Annotated in this window: 15 protein-coding genes; 13 read left to right on the top strand and 2 right to left on the bottom strand. The window is 45.8% G+C overall.

Going from position 1 to position 18445, the window contains the following annotated elements:
* Window positions 1-273: 273 nt before the first annotated feature.
* The 9 genes from Q8W40_RS04730 to Q8W40_RS04770 all read left to right on the top strand — a co-directional run bounded on the left by Q8W40_RS04730 (window position 274) and on the right by Q8W40_RS04770 (window position 11555).
* Entirely contained in the window at window positions 274-2016 is a 1743-nt protein-coding gene (locus Q8W40_RS04730; protein WP_305396309.1) for a PQQ-dependent methanol/ethanol family dehydrogenase, read from the top strand.
* A 257-nt stretch (window positions 2017-2273) separates the two neighbouring features.
* Window positions 2274-3782, top strand: a complete 1509-nt coding sequence (gene exaC / locus Q8W40_RS04735; RefSeq protein WP_305396106.1) for an acetaldehyde dehydrogenase ExaC — start codon at window positions 2274-2276, stop codon at window positions 3780-3782.
* On the top strand, window positions 3754-5943 hold the full coding sequence (locus Q8W40_RS04740) for a 4Fe-4S binding protein (RefSeq protein ID WP_305396107.1): 2190 nt from the start codon (window positions 3754-3756) through the stop codon (window positions 5941-5943). The genes exaC and Q8W40_RS04740 overlap by 29 nt, the downstream gene beginning before the upstream one ends.
* A 133-nt stretch (window positions 5944-6076) precedes the next feature.
* The gene (gene pqqA, locus Q8W40_RS04745; protein WP_101115399.1) at window positions 6077-6148 is read left to right on the top strand and encodes a pyrroloquinoline quinone precursor peptide PqqA; all 72 of its coding nucleotides are present in this window, start codon (window positions 6077-6079) and stop codon (window positions 6146-6148) included.
* A 178-nt stretch (window positions 6149-6326) separates the two neighbouring features.
* A complete protein-coding gene (gene pqqB, locus Q8W40_RS04750; RefSeq protein WP_305396108.1) occupies window positions 6327-7235 on the top strand; it encodes a pyrroloquinoline quinone biosynthesis protein PqqB in 909 nt (302 codons plus the stop codon).
* A 104-nt stretch (window positions 7236-7339) separates the two neighbouring features.
* The gene (gene pqqC, locus Q8W40_RS04755) at window positions 7340-8122 is read left to right on the top strand and encodes a pyrroloquinoline-quinone synthase PqqC (protein ID WP_305396310.1); all 783 of its coding nucleotides are present in this window, start codon (window positions 7340-7342) and stop codon (window positions 8120-8122) included.
* Between the two features lie 9 nt (window positions 8123-8131).
* On the top strand, window positions 8132-8410 hold the full coding sequence (gene pqqD / locus Q8W40_RS04760; protein WP_305396109.1) for a pyrroloquinoline quinone biosynthesis peptide chaperone PqqD: 279 nt from the start codon (window positions 8132-8134) through the stop codon (window positions 8408-8410).
* Window positions 8382-9512, top strand: a complete 1131-nt coding sequence (gene pqqE, locus Q8W40_RS04765; RefSeq protein WP_305396110.1) for a pyrroloquinoline quinone biosynthesis protein PqqE — start codon at window positions 8382-8384, stop codon at window positions 9510-9512. Before pqqD ends, pqqE begins: the two co-directional genes overlap by 29 nt.
* Window positions 9513-9530: 18 nt before the next feature.
* The gene (locus tag Q8W40_RS04770) at window positions 9531-11555 is read left to right on the top strand and encodes an insulinase family protein (protein WP_305396111.1); all 2025 of its coding nucleotides are present in this window, start codon (window positions 9531-9533) and stop codon (window positions 11553-11555) included.
* Window positions 11556-11603: 48 nt separating this feature from the next.
* Here the strand turns inward: Q8W40_RS04770 and Q8W40_RS04775 are convergent, their stop codons facing one another.
* Complete coding sequence (locus Q8W40_RS04775) at window positions 11604-12272, bottom strand: response regulator (RefSeq protein ID WP_101115278.1); 669 nt, start codon at window positions 12270-12272, stop codon at window positions 11604-11606.
* Between the two features lie 299 nt (window positions 12273-12571).
* On the opposite strand from Q8W40_RS04775, the gene nosP reads away from it, so the two are divergent.
* Together nosP and Q8W40_RS04785 are read left to right on the top strand one after the other, a co-directional pair.
* A complete protein-coding gene (nosP, locus tag Q8W40_RS04780; protein ID WP_305396112.1) occupies window positions 12572-13780 on the top strand; it encodes a nitric oxide-sensing protein NosP in 1209 nt (402 codons plus the stop codon).
* The gene (locus Q8W40_RS04785) at window positions 13781-15694 is read left to right on the top strand and encodes a hybrid sensor histidine kinase/response regulator (protein ID WP_305396113.1); all 1914 of its coding nucleotides are present in this window, start codon (window positions 13781-13783) and stop codon (window positions 15692-15694) included.
* Between the two features lie 54 nt (window positions 15695-15748).
* Here the strand turns inward: Q8W40_RS04785 and Q8W40_RS04790 are convergent, their stop codons facing one another.
* Window positions 15749-16537, bottom strand: a complete 789-nt coding sequence (locus tag Q8W40_RS04790) for an ABC transporter permease (protein ID WP_305396114.1) — start codon at window positions 16535-16537, stop codon at window positions 15749-15751.
* 490 nt (window positions 16538-17027) lie between these two features.
* Here Q8W40_RS04790 and torE point away from each other — a divergent pair, with 490 nt between their 5' ends.
* Window positions 17028-17204: a trimethylamine N-oxide reductase system protein TorE gene (gene torE, locus Q8W40_RS04795; protein WP_101115282.1), complete on the top strand. Its 177-nt coding sequence runs from the start codon at window positions 17028-17030 to the stop codon at window positions 17202-17204.
* Window positions 17205-17248: 44 nt separating this feature from the next.
* Window positions 17249-18433 carry a pentaheme c-type cytochrome TorC gene (gene torC / locus Q8W40_RS04800; protein ID WP_101115283.1) on the top strand — a complete coding sequence of 395 codons (1185 nt, stop codon included), beginning with the start codon at window positions 17249-17251 and terminating at the stop codon, window positions 18431-18433.
* Window positions 18434-18445 lie beyond the last annotated feature (12 nt).

An 18445-nucleotide genomic window follows, 5' to 3' on the forward strand; every position in this document is an offset into this window, starting at 1 on the left:
CAATTTTCCTCATTTTTAAACGCGAGCACACTGAATAAGAGCGAATGATCTTCGAAGCTGGACTCTCGCAAATCTAGTGTCTTACAAAGCCATTGTCTGGCATAGCTATACAAAGCTATGACCTTGAGAGTATGACCTAGCAAAGATTCCGTCCTTCAAGAAAGTGCGTTCTACATGATCAGCCGTTCTAAACGATCAGCTAAAGAAAGTAAGCAAAGGAGCAATACGATGTTATCGAAAGGGAAGTGGTGCATTTGGTCGCTTGCTTTAGGTATGTCTGGGTTGATATCTACGAGCAGCGCCGCTCAAGGTGTAACCGATGCAGATATCCTAAAAGATCAGGAAACACCTGAAGATATAGTGAGTTATGGGTTAGGGCTTCGCGCTCAACGATTTAGTTCACTCGATAAAGTTAATAGAAAGACCGTTGAAGAAATCAGACCGGTATGGGCGTTTTCGCTTGGTGGAGAGAAACAGCGCGGGCAAGAATCCCAACCCATGATTAAAGATGGGGTGATGTTCGTTACTGGGTCGTATTCGCGAGTGTATGCCATTAACGCAAGAACAGGCGACGAGATTTGGCAATATGATGCTCGATTGCCCGACGGCATTATGCCTTGCTGTGATGTGATTAATCGTGGTGTCGCCTTGTACGATGATCTCGTCATCTTCGGAACGCTCGACGCTAAGTTGGTGGCGCTAGACGCTAAAACAGGGAAAGTACGCTGGAAGAAAACAGTAGAAGATTATCGCGCGGGTTACTCCATTACCGCAGCCCCCATTATTGTGAGAGGGAATGTCATTACTGGGGTATCTGGCGGGGAATTTGGGATTGTAGGAAAAGTAAGAGCATATGATGCAAAAACCGGTACTATCGTTTGGGAACGCCCTACCGTTGAAGGGCACATGGGGTATGTCTGGAAAGACGGAAAGAAAGTCGAAAATGGTATCTCAGGAGGGCAGGCAGGAAAAACATGGCCAGCCGATCTTTGGAAATCCGGTGGTGCAGCGCCGTGGCTAGGTGGAACTTACGATCAAGATACCGATTTACTCTTCTTCGGTACAGGTAACCCAGCGCCGTGGAACTCCCACATGAGACCGGGTGACAACCTTTTCTCTTCATCACGATTGGCGATAGATCCAGATGATGGAAAGATAGTGTGGCATTTTCAAACCACACCGCACGATGGCTGGGATTTTGATGGTGTCAACGAGCTCATTTCGTTTGATTACCAAAGCAGCGGAAATACCATAAAAGCCGCCGCTACCGCAGACAGAAACGGATTCTTTTACGTGTTAAACCGCACCAACGGCGAGTTTATTCGAGGTTTTCCTTTCGTCGAAACCATTTCTTGGGCGAAAGGGTTAGACAAAAAGGGTCGTCCAATATACGACGAAGAAAACAGACCGGGTAATCCGCAAGAATCGGCAGATGGCAAGCAAGGGAAAACAGTGGTCGCTGCTCCTTCCTTTCTTGGAGGTAAAAACTGGATGCCAATGGCATACAGCCAAAATACAGGGCTGTTTTATGTGCCAGCGAATGAATGGAAGATGGACATATGGAATGAGCCCACCGCCTACAAAAAAGGCGCGGCATATTTAGGTGCTGGTTTTACTATTCAGGCGCATCATGAAGATTACATTGGTGTGTTGCGAGCAGTGGATCCTAAATCTGGTGATATTGTTTGGGAGTTCAAAAACTACGCGCCACTGTGGGGCGGCGTGCTGACTACCGCTGGTGGGTTGGTTTTTACTGGCAACCCAGAGGGTTACTTGATGGCGTTCGACGATAAAACGGGTGAAATGCTGTACAAATTCAACACCGGTTCAGGGATTGTCGGCAGCCCAGTTACTTGGGAAATGGATGGCGAACAATACATATCCGTACTCTCAGGTTGGGGGGGCGCTGTACCATTGTGGGGCGGTGATGTCGCCAAACGGGTAAAAAACTTCAATCAGGGCGGCATGGTATGGACGTTCAAATTGCCTAAATCCATGGAAATTGCCAAGAAATAATCGCTTTTAATCAGCCCAGATGACTTGGGCTTTTTCAAAACAAAGGCAATTTATGCCCCTATTCGCGCTGCTTTCTGAGTAGCGCTTTTTTTATCTGCGAAATCTGCCTTCATCCCAAAGGATGATCTTTTGCCAACCAACAGCGGATAGAGCCCATTGCGGTGTATTGAGAAGATAGGTCTATCTGCTGATTGGTGCGGCATTCACAATCAAAAGCCCCCATTGCAGTCTAGACATATACCAATAGAGAGGTGCTTATGATTTACGCAAAACCAGGGACGGAAGGTGCGGTTGTTAGCTTCAAATCCCGTTATCAAAATTACATTGGCGGTCAATGGGTCGAGCCAGCGAAAGGTCAGTATTTTACCAATACCTCACCTTGTACTGGTGATGTGATTGCAGAAATTCCTCGTTCAGATGCGGCGGATATAGAACTCGCACTGGATGCTGCACATAAAGCGAAAGATGCGTGGGGGGCTACCTCGGCAACAGAGCGATCTAACATATTGCTCAAAATTGCTGATCGCATTGAAGCCAACCTAGAAATGCTTGCCGTAGCAGAAACATGGGAAAACGGAAAAGCAGTACGTGAAACGTTGAATGCCGATATTCCGCTGTGTGTTGATCACTTTCGCTACTTTGCAGGCTGTATTCGCGCGCAAGAAGGCAGCGCGGCAGAGATCGATTCAAAAACCGTTGCCTATCATATCCACGAACCGCTCGGTGTTGTAGGGCAAATCATTCCATGGAATTTCCCGTTATTAATGGCCACTTGGAAATTGGCACCTGCGTTAGCGGCTGGTAATTGCATTGTCTTGAAACCCGCTGAACAAACACCGACGACGATCCTGTTATTGATGGAATTAGTCGGTGATTTGTTACCTCCTGGTGTATTGAACATCGTCAACGGTATGGGACCAGAAGCAGGGCAAGCGCTGGCAACATCTAAGCGAATTGCAAAAATAGCATTTACGGGGTCCACCGCCATTGGTAACCATGTGCTTCGCTGCGCGGCAGATAACTTGATTCCTTCGACAGTCGAGCTAGGAGGCAAGTCGCCAAACGTCTACTTTGCCGACATCATGGAGCAAGAAGAAGCGTTTATTGAGAAGGCAGCAGAAGGCGCTGTTCTAGCGTTTTTCAATCAGGGTGAAGTGTGTACGTGCCCTTCAAGGTTGCTTATCCAAGAAAGCATTTACGATGCATTTATGGATCGAGTCTTGGCGAAAGCGAAAGCGATCAAACATGGCAACCCATTAGATACTGATACTCAAGTCGGCGCGCAGGCATCCGACGAGCAGTTCGACAAGATCAAGAAGTATCTAGAGATCGGCCGCAACGAAGGGGCGAAGGTAGTTATGGGTGGCAGCGCGGAAGATTTCGGCGGCGGTTACTACATACAGCCAACGATTTTTAAAGGTGAGAACTCAATGCGCGTCTTCCAAGAAGAAATTTTTGGTCCGGTTATTGGCGTAACCACGTTTAAAGATGAAGCCGAGGCAGTGGCAATTGCTAACGACACTGAGTACGGATTGGGGGCAGGGGTTTGGACACGTGATGTGAACAAAGCTTATCGAGTCGGGCGTGCGATTCAGGCAGGTCGTGTCTGGACAAACTGCTACCACTTGTACCCAGCGCACGCTGCGTTTGGCGGCTATAAGAAGTCGGGCATCGGGCGTGAAACCCATAAGATGATGCTTGAACATTATCAGCAAACCAAAAACCTTTTGGTCAGCTATGATGTTAATCCTCTCGGGTTTTTCTAAAAGCTTGAGCTCTTCTGAGTACTTAGGCTCATCTAAAGAAATGAAGGAAAAGCGCTTATCGCTTTTCCTTCAAATATGGCTGGTGGCTCTTTGTTTGTGGGCTTCCAGCTTTAATAGTCTAGCGAACGACTGGCAGGATCCAAGCCAAGATATTCTCACCTTTTTCCCTACTGCTACTCGTACACTGCCAGAAGAAAAAGAGCTCGCCATTACGCCTGTCTATCAACTCAATTCGCTGTTGGGCTATGTGTTTGAATCTGATGACTTAACGCATTTCCCCGGATTCTCTGGCGAAACCGTCAATCTAAAAGTTGGGTTGGATGTGAAAGGGGTGATTCGGGGCATTAAAGTCCAGCGACATCACGAGCCAATCTTCCTTCACGGGTTAGGCGAAGAACCCATGCTGGCGTTTATTGCTCAATACCTTAACCATAATATCCAGCATCGCTTTTTGGTAGGCAGCAAACAAAGCCGTACTAACGATGGGAAAACTCAATATTTTGATGGTGTAACCAAAGCCACCGTGTCGGTGATGGTGATAAATGACACGATTTTGAACTCTGCTCGCAAGGTAGCACGCCATAAACTGGATGGTTTTGGCAGTGCGAACGCCGTTGCTCAGTTTGAAATGGATTCGCCCAAGAGGTATGACTTTCAGCAGTTAACAAGTGAAAACTTGGTGTTAAATTGGCAAGCGACGCTAAGCGAATTTTCGCAGCTATTGGCGTTACCTGAAAACCGAGCACAGGGTTTGCTAGAAAATCCCGAGCCTCACTATGCGCTCAATTATAATCTGGCGTTTCTCAACCCACCTCAAATAGGCAAAAGCCTGTTGGGCGATTCTGAATACCAGCGGCTTATGGAGGAACTGGAACCTGGCGAAATCGCCTTGTTGCTATCGTCCAGTGGTGGCTTTTCACCTTTAGCTGCTGATTTTGTGTCGGGCACTACCCCTGCAAGGTTTAGCGTGACCCAGCAGAACGTGAGCATCGACATTCGAGATCAGGATTTCTATAGTTTTTACGAACCCAAGCTGGAGAAAGGCTTTCCAGAATTTGACCTGATCAAAGTATTTCGCTTAAAAAGCAGCAGTGGATTTGATCCGGCGCATCCCGTTACGTTTCAACTCAATGTACCCGTAAAAAAAAGCTTTTTGGAATACGACATCAAGCAAGTGACGAAAAGCTATCAAATCCCCAACACTTTATGGCGCTACCCAGCCGTTGTAGAAGAAACACCAACACCTCTTTGGAAACAGATTTGGCAGCAGTGGCGGCTCGAAACTGCGATTGTTATTCTGTACCTTGCAATGGTGACTTGTCTGTTTGTAAGGCAAAAATACTGGGTAACGTTTCCTGATAGGTTTCATCAATTTCGTTTTGCGTGTTTGATGTTTACGTTGTTTTTTCTTGGCTTCTATGCGCAGGGGCAGCTCTCGGTCGTTAATATTTACACCTTACTGCTTTCGGTTTGGAATGGGTTTGAAATCACTGTCTTCTTGCTTGATCCCGTTATCTTTATTCTTTGGCTGTTTGTGTTTGTCTCTCTTTTTTTATGGGGAAGAGGCGTATTTTGTGGTTGGCTTTGTCCGTTTGGTGCCATGCAAGAGCTGATTGGGCTGGCAGCGAAAAAGCTGAAAATTAAGCAGTGGAAAATTCAGCCACAAACGCACAGCCGACTTCAAGGCATTAAGTACCCGATTTTGGCGATACTGGTGCTAACAAGTTTCTCCTCACTGACGTTGGCAGAAAACCTAGCGGAGTTAGAACCGTTCAAAACAGCGATTACATTATGGTTTGTTCGTGATTGGTATTTCGTTGCCTACGCGCTTTTACTTCTTTTTATTGCACTCAAGATCAACAAAGTGTACTGCCGCTATTTGTGCCCACTCGGGGCTGGGTTGGCTGTTCTAGGGAAGTTTAGGGCATTCAGTTGGCTTAATCGGAAAAAGGAATGTGGCAGCCCTTGTCAGCTATGCCATAAAGCCTGTGACATAGACGCCATCAAGCTCAATGGGAGTATCGACTACGACGAATGTGTGCAGTGTTTGGAGTGTGTGGTTATTGCCGCAGACAAAGATCGTTGTGTAGTAGAAAAGTACGGGGCTAAGAAACGCCGAAAGCAAAGACGGATCCCAGTCAGTGCTGTTTCCGATACGTAAACGTATACCACATATAGGTATAAATCGGACCGGCTCTGAAAAGTAGGAAAGAATTCATCACAAAGTAGGATAGTTCACTTTATGGCTAACCCGTAATCTGGAGTTCAGGAACAATAGCAAAGGAGCAGTGCACATGTGGAAAAAACCCGCTTACAAGGAACTTCGCTTAGGTATGGAAGTGACGTTATACATCAGTAACCGCTAGGTCGACAGATTCTAGATGCGATATGAGAAGACAGGGCTTGCTTCTATGGATGAGTAGTTAAGGTCAATAGACCTTGGGCATGTCCTGTGTTTTCTTACTTTGAATAGCGTCTTTGAATAGCGTCTTTGAATAGCGTCGGCGAGCAACATGGTTAAAATCCAGGGACAAGGAGAGTGGTATGCATGTCATCATACTGGGTTCAGCAGCAGGAGGCGGTTATCCGCAATGGAATTGCCATTGCACCATGTGCAGCGGTTTAAGAAACGGAAAGATCGTAGCAGAATCTCGCACCCAATCTTCTATAGCAGTCAGTGAAGATGGTGAACATTGGGTCATCATTAATGCGTCGCCTGATATTCGCCAGCAAATCAATCAAAATCCGGATATTCATGAGTGTACGGGCAAACGTGGTTCGTCTATTGCAGCCGTGGTCTTAACGGATGCTCAGGTCGATCACACCAGTGGGTTGTTGATCCTCCGTGAAGGGTTACCCATGGATTTGTACTGTACAGAGCAAGTCCGTTCAGAATTAACCGACTCTTTCCCTTTATTGAATGTGCTTTCACATTGGCATGGTGGTTACCAACAGCACACGATAAACGAGCAGTCTTGGCATATCCCTTCGGTCCCTCACTTAAGGTTTGAAGCCATTAACTTGGAGTCAAAAGCACCGCCTTATTCTTCTCATCGAAATGACCCACACCCTGGCGACAACATTGCTATTCGTGTGACCGATACACGGACGCGTCGAAATCTGGTGTATGCACCAGGGCTTGAAAAGCCAAGCTCTCACATTGAAATGGCGATGAGCAACGCCGACTGTATTTTAGCCGATGGCACATTGTGGACAGATGACGAGATGATCCTAGAAGGGGTCGGGAGCGATTTGGGCACATCGATGGGACACCTTCCCATAAGTGGGAAACACGGCATGCTGGCGCTTCTTAGCCAGTTTCTCAAGCCTCGGAAAATACTGGTCCATATCAACAATACCAATCCGATCTTAGATGAACGTGGCTTCGAGCGATTACAAGTGGTCAGGTCAGGAGTTGAAGTCGGCTTTGATGGAATGAAATTTGAGGTTTAGGGCTCACTCAATCTCAACACGGGTGAACTCGGAAGTGTGCGAAAACTTGGAGAAGTGAAGGGATGAACCATCAAGATAGAGCCATGCGTTACCAAGATAAAGCCATGCGCCATCAAGATAAAGCTACGGCTGCGATGACGCCAGAGCAATTCCGTGAAGCATTGTTAAGCAAAGGAGCGCTTTACCACATTCATCACCCCTTTCACAAAGCAATGTACCAAGGGGAGTGCAGCCCAGAGCAAATACGAGCTTGGGTTGCGAACCGATTTTATTACCAGATTTCGATACCAATAAAAGACGCAGCAATACTGGCGAATTGCCGCCACCCAGATATCCGCCGGAAGTGGGTGCAGCGAATTTTGGATCACGATGGTCACGTAAATCAGGAAGAAAAATGGGGTGGGATTGAGGCTTGGCTGCAACTTGCTGAAGCGGTGGGGCTGAAGCGCGAAGAAGTGGTAGCCGAAAAATGGGTACTCCCTGGGGTCAGATTTGCGGTGGATGCCTATGTCAATTTCGCGCGAAGAGCAACGTGGCAAGAGGCGGCGTGTTCATCACTCACCGAATTATTTGCACCAGAGATTCACCAATCCCGTTTGGATTCTTGGCCACAACACTACCCGTGGATTGAAGCACAAGGTTTAACGTATTTTCAGCAACGTTTGTCTCAGGCTCGCCGAGATGTCGAACAGGGTTTGGCGATCACTCTAGAGCATTTTGATAGCGCAGAGAAACAGCAACATGCGCTAAATATTTTGCAGTTCAAACTCGACATTTTGTGGTCAATGCTTGATGCCATTAGCATGGCGCATGAATTCAATCGAGCGCCATATCAAAATCTTACCGCTAGCGAAGCTGTCTGGCACCGAAACCTTTTTCAGGAATAAGGGGATGCTATGCATAGCAAGAAAAACTTCAACGAAAAATGGAAACGAAACCCGACCTTTAGAATGCAATACGAGCAAGCTCAGAAAAGCCATGTGCTGCTGTTTCCTGAGGGGATGGTCACGTTAAGCGACAGCGCAGCAGAGGTGCTTGCGATGTTCGAACAAGAAACGACGCCGAGTATTGCAATCACTCGGCTATGTGCTCGGTACCCGAACGAAGATATTGAGAGTGACATCATCGAATTTCTGGATGTAGCGTATGACAAACAATGGCTCCAACCCTATTAAACCACCGTTCTGGTTGCTACTTGAGCTGACGTACCAATGCCCGCTCCATTGCCCATATTGCTCTAACCCCATTGATTTGGGGAGTAAAGAGCAAGAACTTTCTACAGAACAATGGTTCGATGTTTTAGAGCAAGGAAGGGAGCTTGGTGCCGTTCAGTTGGGGCTTTCTGGTGGTGAGCCATTAATGCGTAAAGACCTCACCGATATCGTTGCGCATGCTCACGATCTTGGTTATTACATTAACTTGATCACTTCAGGAATTGGTTTGACCCAATCGCGCATCGATGGCTTAAAACAAGCAGGGTTGGATCATATTCAGATAAGCCTTCAAGCAGCAGACCCTGAAATGAGTGATGCCATTGCAGGGAAGAAAAATGCTTTTCAGCACAAAGTGAACATGGCAAAAGCCGTGAAGGAAGCTGGATTTCCAATGGTGCTGAATGCGGTTATCACTCGGCAGAATATTCACAATATAGAAAGCATTATGGCATTGAGTTGTGAGCTGAATGCCGACTACGTAGAACTGGCCACATCGCAATATTATGGCTGGGCACTCGAAAATCGCGCATCGCTACTGCCGTCTAAAGCCGAAATTGAGCAAGCGGAATACGAAGTGAATGCATTCAGAGACGCCTGCGACAGAAATGCTCCCAAGTTTATATTTGTTACCCCAGACTATTATGAAGAACGCCCCAAACCTTGCATGAGTGGCTGGGGGAGTATCTTTACCTGTGTTGCTCCTGATGGGAAAGTTCTACCCTGCCACAGCGCAGCGGTGCTGGATCTGCCTTTCCTTAATGTTAAAAATCGAAGCTTAAAACACATTTGGTATGAATCTGAGAGCTTCAATGCTTTTAGAGGGTTTGAGTGGATGGAAGAGCCCTGTAAAAGTTGCGATGAAAAGGAATCGGATTTCGGTGGATGCCGCTGTCAGGCCATGTTACTCACGGGCAGTGCCACAGCAACGGATCCCGTGTGCAGCAAATCGCCTCATCATCACAAGATAACCGATGCAATTTTCCAAGCTTCTTCTGGCTGTCACAATGAACTGGTTATGCGACATATGAGAAACAGCCAAACCATTTTAATGTCAAAACCCTGATTTTGAGTCGATACGGCTATGAGTGATTTAGGTGTTCCGCCATTTAAGCAAACTCAAGAAAAGGTCACGCCCAAAGGAGACGTCTGGTTTTGTTGGGAGCATCCTTCGGGCTTGAGGCATTGGCACTGCCCAAACCTATATCGAAGTGATCCGGAGCCGCAGTTTTCTGCCTCTGTTATGGTCAAAACGCCTTCGTATGACGACAGCGGTGTTACCCATGCTGTAGAGCATATGGTTTTACGCGGGTGCTACAAATACCCAGATTCTCGCCGCTTTTGGCAACTGCGTTCGAGCTTGGAATTGGAAGAGTTTAATGCCACAACTCGCCGAGGTAATACACGATTTCACTTGTCTGGCAGCCACAAAGACAATGCCTTTTTAGGGTTGGATTACTTTGTTCAATCCACGCTTTGCCCACTTTTAAATGAACAGGAATGGCAAGCCGAGATTCGTGATGGCACTTATGTTCAAAGGGGAGAGCTAGGCGCCTTGTATCAGGAGTTGCAGGGGTATGAAAACAATGAACAATTCCAACAAGCATGTCGAGTCGTCAAGGAATTCAATTATCCCCTGTATTCGGGGAGTGCAAAATGCATATCTCGTTTGTCGTTACCGGAGATACGCCAATACTATTGGTATCACTACCGCCCAGAATACTTCTGTGTTGTAACGGCAGGGGACTGGAATCTGACTCACATTTGGCAAAGCATTATTACCGCACTGGCTTACCGAATAAAGCATGAACCTGAAAAGCTACCGTTAACCACTCGGTGGATAAAGAGCGCTCAAACCGATGAGTGTGACTGTACGTTGACGTTGAAAATGTCGGACAAAAAAGCGGTCCAGATCTACAAAATGCTTAGTGAAGGGCATATTCAATCGACCTTACAAACGCTCGGCTACCAATTGCAGCCTCTGACGACCTTGCTTGATCCAAAACCAACCATAAGGATGAAAAGTGCAAAAGGAGAATTTGACGAACTGATAGCACGTTATCTCAGCATGTTGGCTAGCCAGTGGACTCAAAGCCAAGAGGCACAAAATATGTGGTTTCGGTACTGTATGGAGCAGCGCCGAGACACAGTGAAAAAGTGGGGAGAGAGCCTGACGGCGCTTTACCTTTCTAACCAGCCTTTAACTCATGAAATGCATACGCCCAAAAGCCAAACGGAACCAATAGGGGACTGGTTGCCTGAGCCAATTCACCATCAAACGGTGACAATTTACGCTCGGCTACCTAAAGCCGATACAAATTTATGTACTGCGTATCAAACATGGATTCATGAGCTCATCCATTACGTGACCCAACATTTTAAATCGACACGACATTCTGTGGCTTTTCATGAACAAACCATCCATGGTGCTCACAGCGACATTCACGGCTTGTTTATTCATTTATCTTGTTCTGCACTTATCTTTTGGCAACATTTTGATGATCACTTTCGCCAACATGAGCCCCCGGGCTTTATGCTCAACTTACTAAAGTCTGAACAGGTGATCTTTATGCCTGATCATATGCCTCATAGCGATGCCGATCGCTTACATCGTGAACCGATTGTCTGTATTGAGCAAAATCACGACAGCGTTAGAATGAAGTTTCGCTTGCCCAGAACCGTGTCGATTTTTCACCAGTGCGCCGCGGTGCAATGGTTAATGCAGCGAAAGCCTATAATCAATATGCGCCTCAACGGGCAGCTGTACAGTATCAGCAGTTCAATAAAACCGGAGTTGAATGCATTGGAAATTTGCAGTCATTTCGATAAAAATCCTCACCATACACGCAGAATATTGTGTGAAGAAATTCAAGCTTTTAGGCTTAAGTCTCTTTCTCCTTCTGAATTACAGGGTGTTTTTCAAGGCGCACGTGGCTTAATGGCATCGCAATTGAGTAAGTCTCAACCCGAGTTCTACAAAACAGCCTATCGGTTACTGGGCATATCACTGGAAATGCCAGATTCAATGGGTTCGTCGGATCTCGCATTCACATTTGCTATGTGGAAAACCGCACTCGCTCCGTACTTAAAGGCGAAACAGGAAAAATAGCCGATTTCGTTTTTATATTTTTTGTTGTGCTTATCGCATGGATACCGCTCAACGCCTTAAGTAGCGATCAAAGTCGATATTGGTAACACCAACTACGGCTTGAATTCGGTTATGAACACCAAGCTTTTTCAATATCGCAGAGACATGCGATTTCACTGTGGTCTCAGAGATATTAAGGTCGTAAGCGATTTGCTTATTCGCACTGCCTTGAGACATGGATTTCAATACCAGCAACTGCCGACGAGTTAAAGTGCTTAACATATCAGCGGAAAAGGCGGGTTCTTTGTTTCGTTGCCCAGAAAATTTGGTATCGTCTGTTGCTCGAATGATGTTGGCTGGTAAATACACATTCCCATTAATTATTTGAGAAAATGCGTTCGTCATTTCTTCGCGAGAAGAGGATTTAGAAATAAAGCCAATTGCGCCATACGCGATGGTTTGAAGAATGGTTTGCTTATTCGTTTCGGCCGATATGATGGCGACAGGTACAGAAGGTGCTTGATTTCTAAGCTCAAGTAGCCCGTTAAGTCCCCCCATGCCGGGCATGTTTAGGTCCAGTAGGATTAGGTCGGTATCAGAATGCTCATTTACGTATTCCAACGTTGTAGCAACATCTTCCGTTTGATGGATGGAGCAGTCTAAAAATCGTCCTCTAATGACGGAGACCAAGGCGTCTCGAAACAGCGGATGATCATCGGCAATCAAGAATTTGTACATGCGAATCCCTCTTCCTTAAGGTTTTCTTATCATTCTTCGTACCTACTGACGTTATGTTTAATTTTCATTGGGTTACGGATACCTAAGTAAATAACCCTATTTTTAGTAGTTCCTTTTAGTGTAATCAGCTCAATTTATAATGCTTGTTCTAATAATGAGACATCGACTATATGAGGAGAAGATGAACGACAAATATCCTCCTTAAGTAGGATTAACGTTGCCTCAGACCAAGCTAGACTGAATGTATGCATGTTTCTTTAATCAAAGATAGATCCAAAGATATCAACTAAGGAAGAGGGATGTTTTCTGCCAGTCCAATACCAGACCAAGCTGCCGTGGTGACGGCTGAATCCTATCAGCTTGAAGCCGTTAAGGCGGTAAGAGAGCTTGCTGCACGTTTGAACACCCCAAACATTGGGTTTGTTTTATTCTTCTGCTCCGCTGCCTACGATTTAAAAGAACTTGAATCAGAAATGGATCGCGCATTTACTCATTGCAAAGTGATGGGGTGCACTTCGGCGGGGGAAATTACCAGCAGCGGTTATGCGAAAAGCAGCATCAGTGCGATTGGCTTTACCCAAAGCGCGTTTACGGTATCTGGCATGGTGATACCGCTAGAAAATTTTGAGTTAAGTGTTGCGCAGCAGTGCGTCGAAACCCTTTTTGAAAATTGCCGAAGCCACCTAAAAGCGCCCATAAAGCACAGTAGTTTTGTGCTTACCTTAATAGATGGGTTGTCGCCGCAAGAAGAAAATTTCCTTGTCACTTTAGATACGGCTCTGGGTCGAATTCCGCATTTTGGAGGGTCGGCCGGAGACGATGAAAACTTGGCAAATACTCATGTGTATTTCGACGGTAAATTCTATGCCGATTCCGCCATTGTGGTGATGTTCAACACTACCTGCCCCTTTGAAGTCTTCACGACGCACCACATTCAAAGCTTAGGAAGTAAATTGGTGGTGACGAAAGCCGACAGTGAATGCCGTCGAGTCTATGAATTCAACGCTGAGCCTGCTGCACTGGTGTATGCGAGAGAAGTGGGGATCTTACTCAACGATCTCAGACCAGAAATATACGCTCTGCATCCATTAGCGGTGAAAGTGGGCGGGGAGTTTTATATTCGGTCTATTCAGAAAGTAAATGATGATCTGAGTTTGGATTTTTACTGCGCGGTTGATGACGGCATTGTCGTTACTGCGATGAAACCGGGCGATATTTACGCCAATGCGAAGCAAAAGCTCAGTGAAGTGTCTGAAAGAGTTGGAGAGTTAGAAATCATTATCGGATGCGATTGTTTTCTACGACGCAAGGAAATAGAGCAAACTAACGGGTTAGAAACCATCAAAAGCATTTTCAGCGACTTCCGCATGGTTGGGTTTAATACCTATGGAGAGCAGCTCGGTGGCGTGCATATGAACCAGACGCTAACAGGCGTCGCAATAGGCCGTCAGCCCAATGTTTATCAACTCTCTTCTGATATGACGGAAGTGCGCGAAAAGGTGGGCTAGATGTCGGACGAAGCGCTGAAACGCCAACTTGAAGAGGCGTTATTAGAAAATGAACGCCAGAAAAAAATCATCGACTCTTTGGTGCGTCGTGTAGAGCAAGACAACAGTCATCGAGTTGACCCATACGCTGCATTTCAGCATTCCGTTGTGTTGGCTGATCAGGTTCGGGAAAAAACCGAAGAGCTCAATAACACTCTTCATGAACTGGAAAGCATCAACCGAGCGCTTTCGCTTGCCAACCAAAAAGTCGAGCGCGCCCAACAGCGATTTGTTGATGCAATCGAATCCATTTCAGATGGGTTTGCTTTGTATGATAAAGACAGACATTTAGTGCATTCCAATAGCCGATTTCAACAATATTGGCTTGATCATGATATCTCCTTAGATATGTCGAGCGTCACGCTGGCGGAAGTAAAGAGGCTCGCGCACACTAAGGGGCTTATCGTCAAAGAACTGCCGTATTCCGACTTGCATGGCGGAAGAGTTTTTCAGCAACGAGACAATCGCTGGGTACAAGTGAGCGAGCGCCGAACGGCTGATGGTGGGTTAGTGATGCTGTACACCGATATTACTCTTCTCAAAGAAGCAGAATCGGCAAGGTATGAAGCCGCCATTAGTGAAAAATTACGCCAGTCTTATCAAACACTAGAAAAACGTGTTCAGCTTAGAACCGCTCAGCTGGAAGATCTGAACAACCAGTTAAGTAAAGAAGTCACTGAGCGTCGGGAGATCCAAGGTCGGCTGCTAGAGGCGAAACAAGAAGCCGAACTGGCAAACCTATCAAAAACGAAATTTCTCGCGGCTATCAGCCACGATTTATTGCAGCCATTGAATGCTGCGCAGCTATTTTTAGGATCGTTACGTGCGCAAAGGCTAGGACCGCCCGCGCGTAGGCTGGTGGATTCATTGGATCACTCCCTTTCTGATGTTGAATCGCTTATCACCATGCTGGTTGATATTTCAAAGTTGGATGCAGGAACCATTCGTGCAGACAAGCAACCTTTCGCTCTCAACGAGTTATTAGACAACATCGCCAATGAGTTCCATCAAATAGCGTTTGAGTCTGAAACGGAAGTGAGGTACGTCCCCAGTAAAGTTGTAATTTACAGTGATTCCGTACTGCTTGCGAGAATCATCAGGAATCTAATGACCAATGCATTAAGGTATACCGAGTCGGGTAAAGTTTTACTGGGCTGCCGCCGCACTGAAAGTGGCGTGAGAATTGATGTATTGGATACAGGAGATGGTATTCCTAAAGACAAGCAAAAAGAGGTGTTCCAAGAATTCAAACGCCTTAGCCCTAGAAAAGCAGAAAACAGAACCCAGCTGGGGCTAGGGTTAGCCATTGTAGATAAGATTTCAGGAGTGCTAGGGCACCAAATTTCATTGGAGTCAGAACTTCACAAAGGATCGCGTTTTTCGGTTTTAGTCCCTTATGGCACCGTGAAAGCAACCACCATGCCGATTCTGAAGCCGAAAGAGCTGGATGCAAGCGCTGCTTTGCAAGGGTGTCGAATTTGGGTTGTGGATAATGATAATAATATCTGCATGGCAATGAAGGAGTTACTTAGCCAGTGGGGATGTGACGTGGTAACGGCAGAGTCTTTAGCTGCATTGCAGGTGCAATGTGATGTTTCATCGGATTCGGTTGAACTGCTGATTGTGGATTACCATTTAGATGAGGGTAAAACAGGTTTGGAAGTTGCTGAGCATGTACACCTTAATCGCCCCCACTCTGTACCAACCATTGTGCTAAGTGCAAATCGAAGCGAAACACTCAAGCAACAAGTAAGAGAAAGTGGCTATCTGTTGGTCAATAAGCCCGTTTCTCCTGTTAGGTTAAAAACCACCATTATTAGCCAGTTGCATTCGAATTCTCAGCTCCCCCTCCAGTCACAGGTTACTCAAGGCTGAAGGTCATCACCCGAATATTCTCTCCAAAGCTTGAGCCTCTTCAACACACCAGGATCAGTTCTTTATCGAAACCAAGACCCGCCCTTCTTTTGAAAGAACGTTATGCAACCCCAGTTTGGTCGAAAGCGACAACGATATGGTCATCATGACAAATATCGCAATCATAATGATCAACTGATATTTGATTGCGACCAAGGGGGATGTTCCACCCAAAATCTGCCCAGTCATCATGCCGGGTAGGGTAACTAAACCGATGGTCGCCATGGAGGCGAGAATAGGTGACCACGCTTTTTGCATCGCGGTTTGAACGAAAGGCAATGAAGCGTAGGTCGGAGAGGCACCCAATGAAAGCGCAGCGTGGTATTCACCTTCTCGTTCTTTAAAGGCGCTGAACAAATTTTGAAGCATGATGATATTGGCATTCATGCTGTTGCCAATGAGCATTCCACATAGAGGGATAACATACTGTGAGCTGTATACCGGTGTGGGTTGAACAATCACAACACAAAGCACAATGATGATGGGTGAAAGACCAATCAACAACCCTGACATGACTGGTAAAAAGAGAGGTTTTAACGGAAGTTTGGCTTTGTCGATGATCGCACTTGTTCCGATGCCTGACATCACCAAAACCCAGATGATATTCAATGTTAGACTATTGAGTTCAAATACAAACTCCAGATATGCACCCACCAAAATTAGCTGAACGGTCATTCTCAATACGCTGATGAGCGTGTCTTTTGCCAGTCCAAGTTGAAAGTGACGATTAATGTAAAGGGGAATACAAAGCGTAAGAGAAAAAAGCAGTAAGTAAGCCCAGCCAATGTCAATTGATTCCTGCATAGAAACCTCGGTTGTTTTTCCTCCATTTTATACTCAAATCCCTACCGCTTGTTAGCCCAACTTATCCAAGTTTTTAGTGATGGTGAATAGCTTGAGGATAGGCACTTTATTTTGCTTCAAATTCTCACAAATGAAGCGATTACATTTAACAAATATTCTACATTTATTGCTGAATAGGTTAGGAATTTAAGCGGCTTTTCTCGGTTTCTTGAACGCTAGTAAAGAGTGTTTGGTAACAAAAAATCATCAAACAATACATATATGCAACAATATTAAATTGTCATATCTGTTCATTAATTTACACATAAAATGTTAATTAAACACATCTCTGTATGAGCTCAAAAAAGTGTCGAATAGCTTGCTATATAAGGAATCAAACCATTGAATCATAAGATTCGATCGTTCTAAAATTTCTCATTATAAGTTGTAGGTGTACTGGGTCGCTGGGCTTGGTGCAGATGAAATTATCAATACTATAAGCAGGCAATGTATGAGTAATGTTAATAAAGTGGAACCAAAAGAAGTTCGCTCATTTGAGTGGAAATCTTTTCTCCTAATTACCGTCGTTCTCTTTCCCGTATTAAGCGTCATGTTTGTTGGTGGATACGGTTTTATCGTTTGGATGCTGCAGGTCTTTTTCTTAGGTCCTCCAGGCGTACACGGCTAAACACCTTTCCATTTTTTGAGCGAATTTTTTAAAGAGAACAGATCATGAAATCGTTTATCGTAAAAATCTGGCACACGATGACTCGCCCGGCCGTTCACATCAGCTTGGGTGTGCTTACAATGGGCGGGTTTATTGCTGGTGTAATCTTTTGGGGTGGCTTTAACACCGCATTGGAAGCGACGAATACAGAAGAGTTCTGCGTTAGCTGTCACACCATGCGCGACAATGTGTATCAAGAACTACAAGAAACCATCCACTGGCAAAACCGTTCAGGTGTTCGCGCTACTTGCCCTGACTGTCACGTTCCACATGAATGGACGGCAAAAATTGCCCGTAAAATGCAGGCTTCCAAAGAAGTGTTTGCGCAGATCTTTGGCGACTTAGGCACGCCTGAGAAATTTGAAGAACGCCGCATTGAGCTTGCTAAACACGAGTGGGACCGTTTCTCTGCAAACAAGTCACTGGAATGTAAAAACTGCCACAACTACGACTCAATGGACTTCGAGAAAATGAAGCCAGCCGCACGCATTCAAATGAAAAATGCGGCGGAGCGAGACCAAAGCTGTATCGATTGTCACAAAGGCATCGCTCACAACTTGCCTAAAAATATGGACAGCTCAGGTGGCATGATTGGTGAATTGGAACAACTGGCTTCTAACACTGATTACTCCACCGGTAACAGCGTCACAAGTGTTCGTCACTTGCCTATGTATGAAGATGCTGGAATGACCAAGGAAGCGGGCTTATTGAACCCAGCTTCGACGGTAAAAGTGGTTGATGATAAAGGCGATGCGGTACTGGTGGAAATTTCTGGTTGGCGTAAAGCGAAAGGCTTTGGACGTGTTATTCAGGAAGACTTTGGCTTGAACATCGCTATTGGTTCTCTTCTTAAAGAGACCGCTGTTAATGAAGATCTAGTGAAAACATTTGAAACCAAAGAAGACGAGCTGACGGGTCTTCCATGGCAACGTGTAGAAACGAAACTGTGGATGAAGAAAACCGCCATGCTGGGTGACGTAACACCAATCTGGGACAAAGCAAAAGAAGCTTATCAAACCAACTGTTCAGTGTGTCACACACAGCCAGACGAAGCGCACTTCACGGCAAATGGCTGGCCGGGCATGTTCAATGGAATGCTTGCATTCGTAAACTTTGATAAAGACAGCGAAGCCCTAGTATTGAAATACCTACAGAAACACTCTTCAGATTTTGCTGAAGGTCACCACTAAGCGTCAGACGGA

This window comes from Vibrio penaeicida, from assembly GCF_030689305.1.
Taxonomy (GTDB): domain Bacteria; phylum Pseudomonadota; class Gammaproteobacteria; order Enterobacterales; family Vibrionaceae; genus Vibrio; species Vibrio penaeicida_B.

Excerpts from the sequence above, each read along its gene's own strand:
- pqqC (WP_305396310.1), top strand. The coding sequence starts at position 7,340 with ATGCGCCATCAAGATAAAGCTACGGCTGCGATGACGCCAGAGCAATTC.
- exaC (WP_305396106.1), top strand. The coding sequence starts at position 2,274 with ATGATTTACGCAAAACCAGGGACGGAAGGTGCGGTTGTTAGCTTCAAA.
- nosP (WP_305396112.1), top strand. The coding sequence starts at position 12,572 with ATGTTTTCTGCCAGTCCAATACCAGACCAAGCTGCCGTGGTGACGGCT.
- pqqD (WP_305396109.1), top strand. The coding sequence starts at position 8,132 with ATGCATAGCAAGAAAAACTTCAACGAAAAATGGAAACGAAACCCGACC.
- Q8W40_RS04785 (WP_305396113.1), top strand. The coding sequence starts at position 13,781 with ATGTCGGACGAAGCGCTGAAACGCCAACTTGAAGAGGCGTTATTAGAA.
- Q8W40_RS04740 (WP_305396107.1), top strand. The coding sequence starts at position 3,754 with ATGATGTTAATCCTCTCGGGTTTTTCTAAAAGCTTGAGCTCTTCTGAG.
- torC (WP_101115283.1), top strand. The coding sequence starts at position 17,249 with ATGAAATCGTTTATCGTAAAAATCTGGCACACGATGACTCGCCCGGCC.
- pqqB (WP_305396108.1), top strand. The coding sequence starts at position 6,327 with ATGCATGTCATCATACTGGGTTCAGCAGCAGGAGGCGGTTATCCGCAA.
- Q8W40_RS04775 (WP_101115278.1), bottom strand. The coding sequence starts at position 12,272 with ATGTACAAATTCTTGATTGCCGATGATCATCCGCTGTTTCGAGACGCC.
- Q8W40_RS04730 (WP_305396309.1), top strand. The coding sequence starts at position 274 with ATGTCTGGGTTGATATCTACGAGCAGCGCCGCTCAAGGTGTAACCGAT.
- Q8W40_RS04790 (WP_305396114.1), bottom strand. The coding sequence starts at position 16,537 with ATGCAGGAATCAATTGACATTGGCTGGGCTTACTTACTGCTTTTTTCT.
- Q8W40_RS04770 (WP_305396111.1), top strand. The coding sequence starts at position 9,531 with ATGAGTGATTTAGGTGTTCCGCCATTTAAGCAAACTCAAGAAAAGGTC.
- pqqE (WP_305396110.1), top strand. The coding sequence starts at position 8,382 with ATGACAAACAATGGCTCCAACCCTATTAAACCACCGTTCTGGTTGCTA.
- torE (WP_101115282.1), top strand. The coding sequence starts at position 17,028 with ATGAGTAATGTTAATAAAGTGGAACCAAAAGAAGTTCGCTCATTTGAG.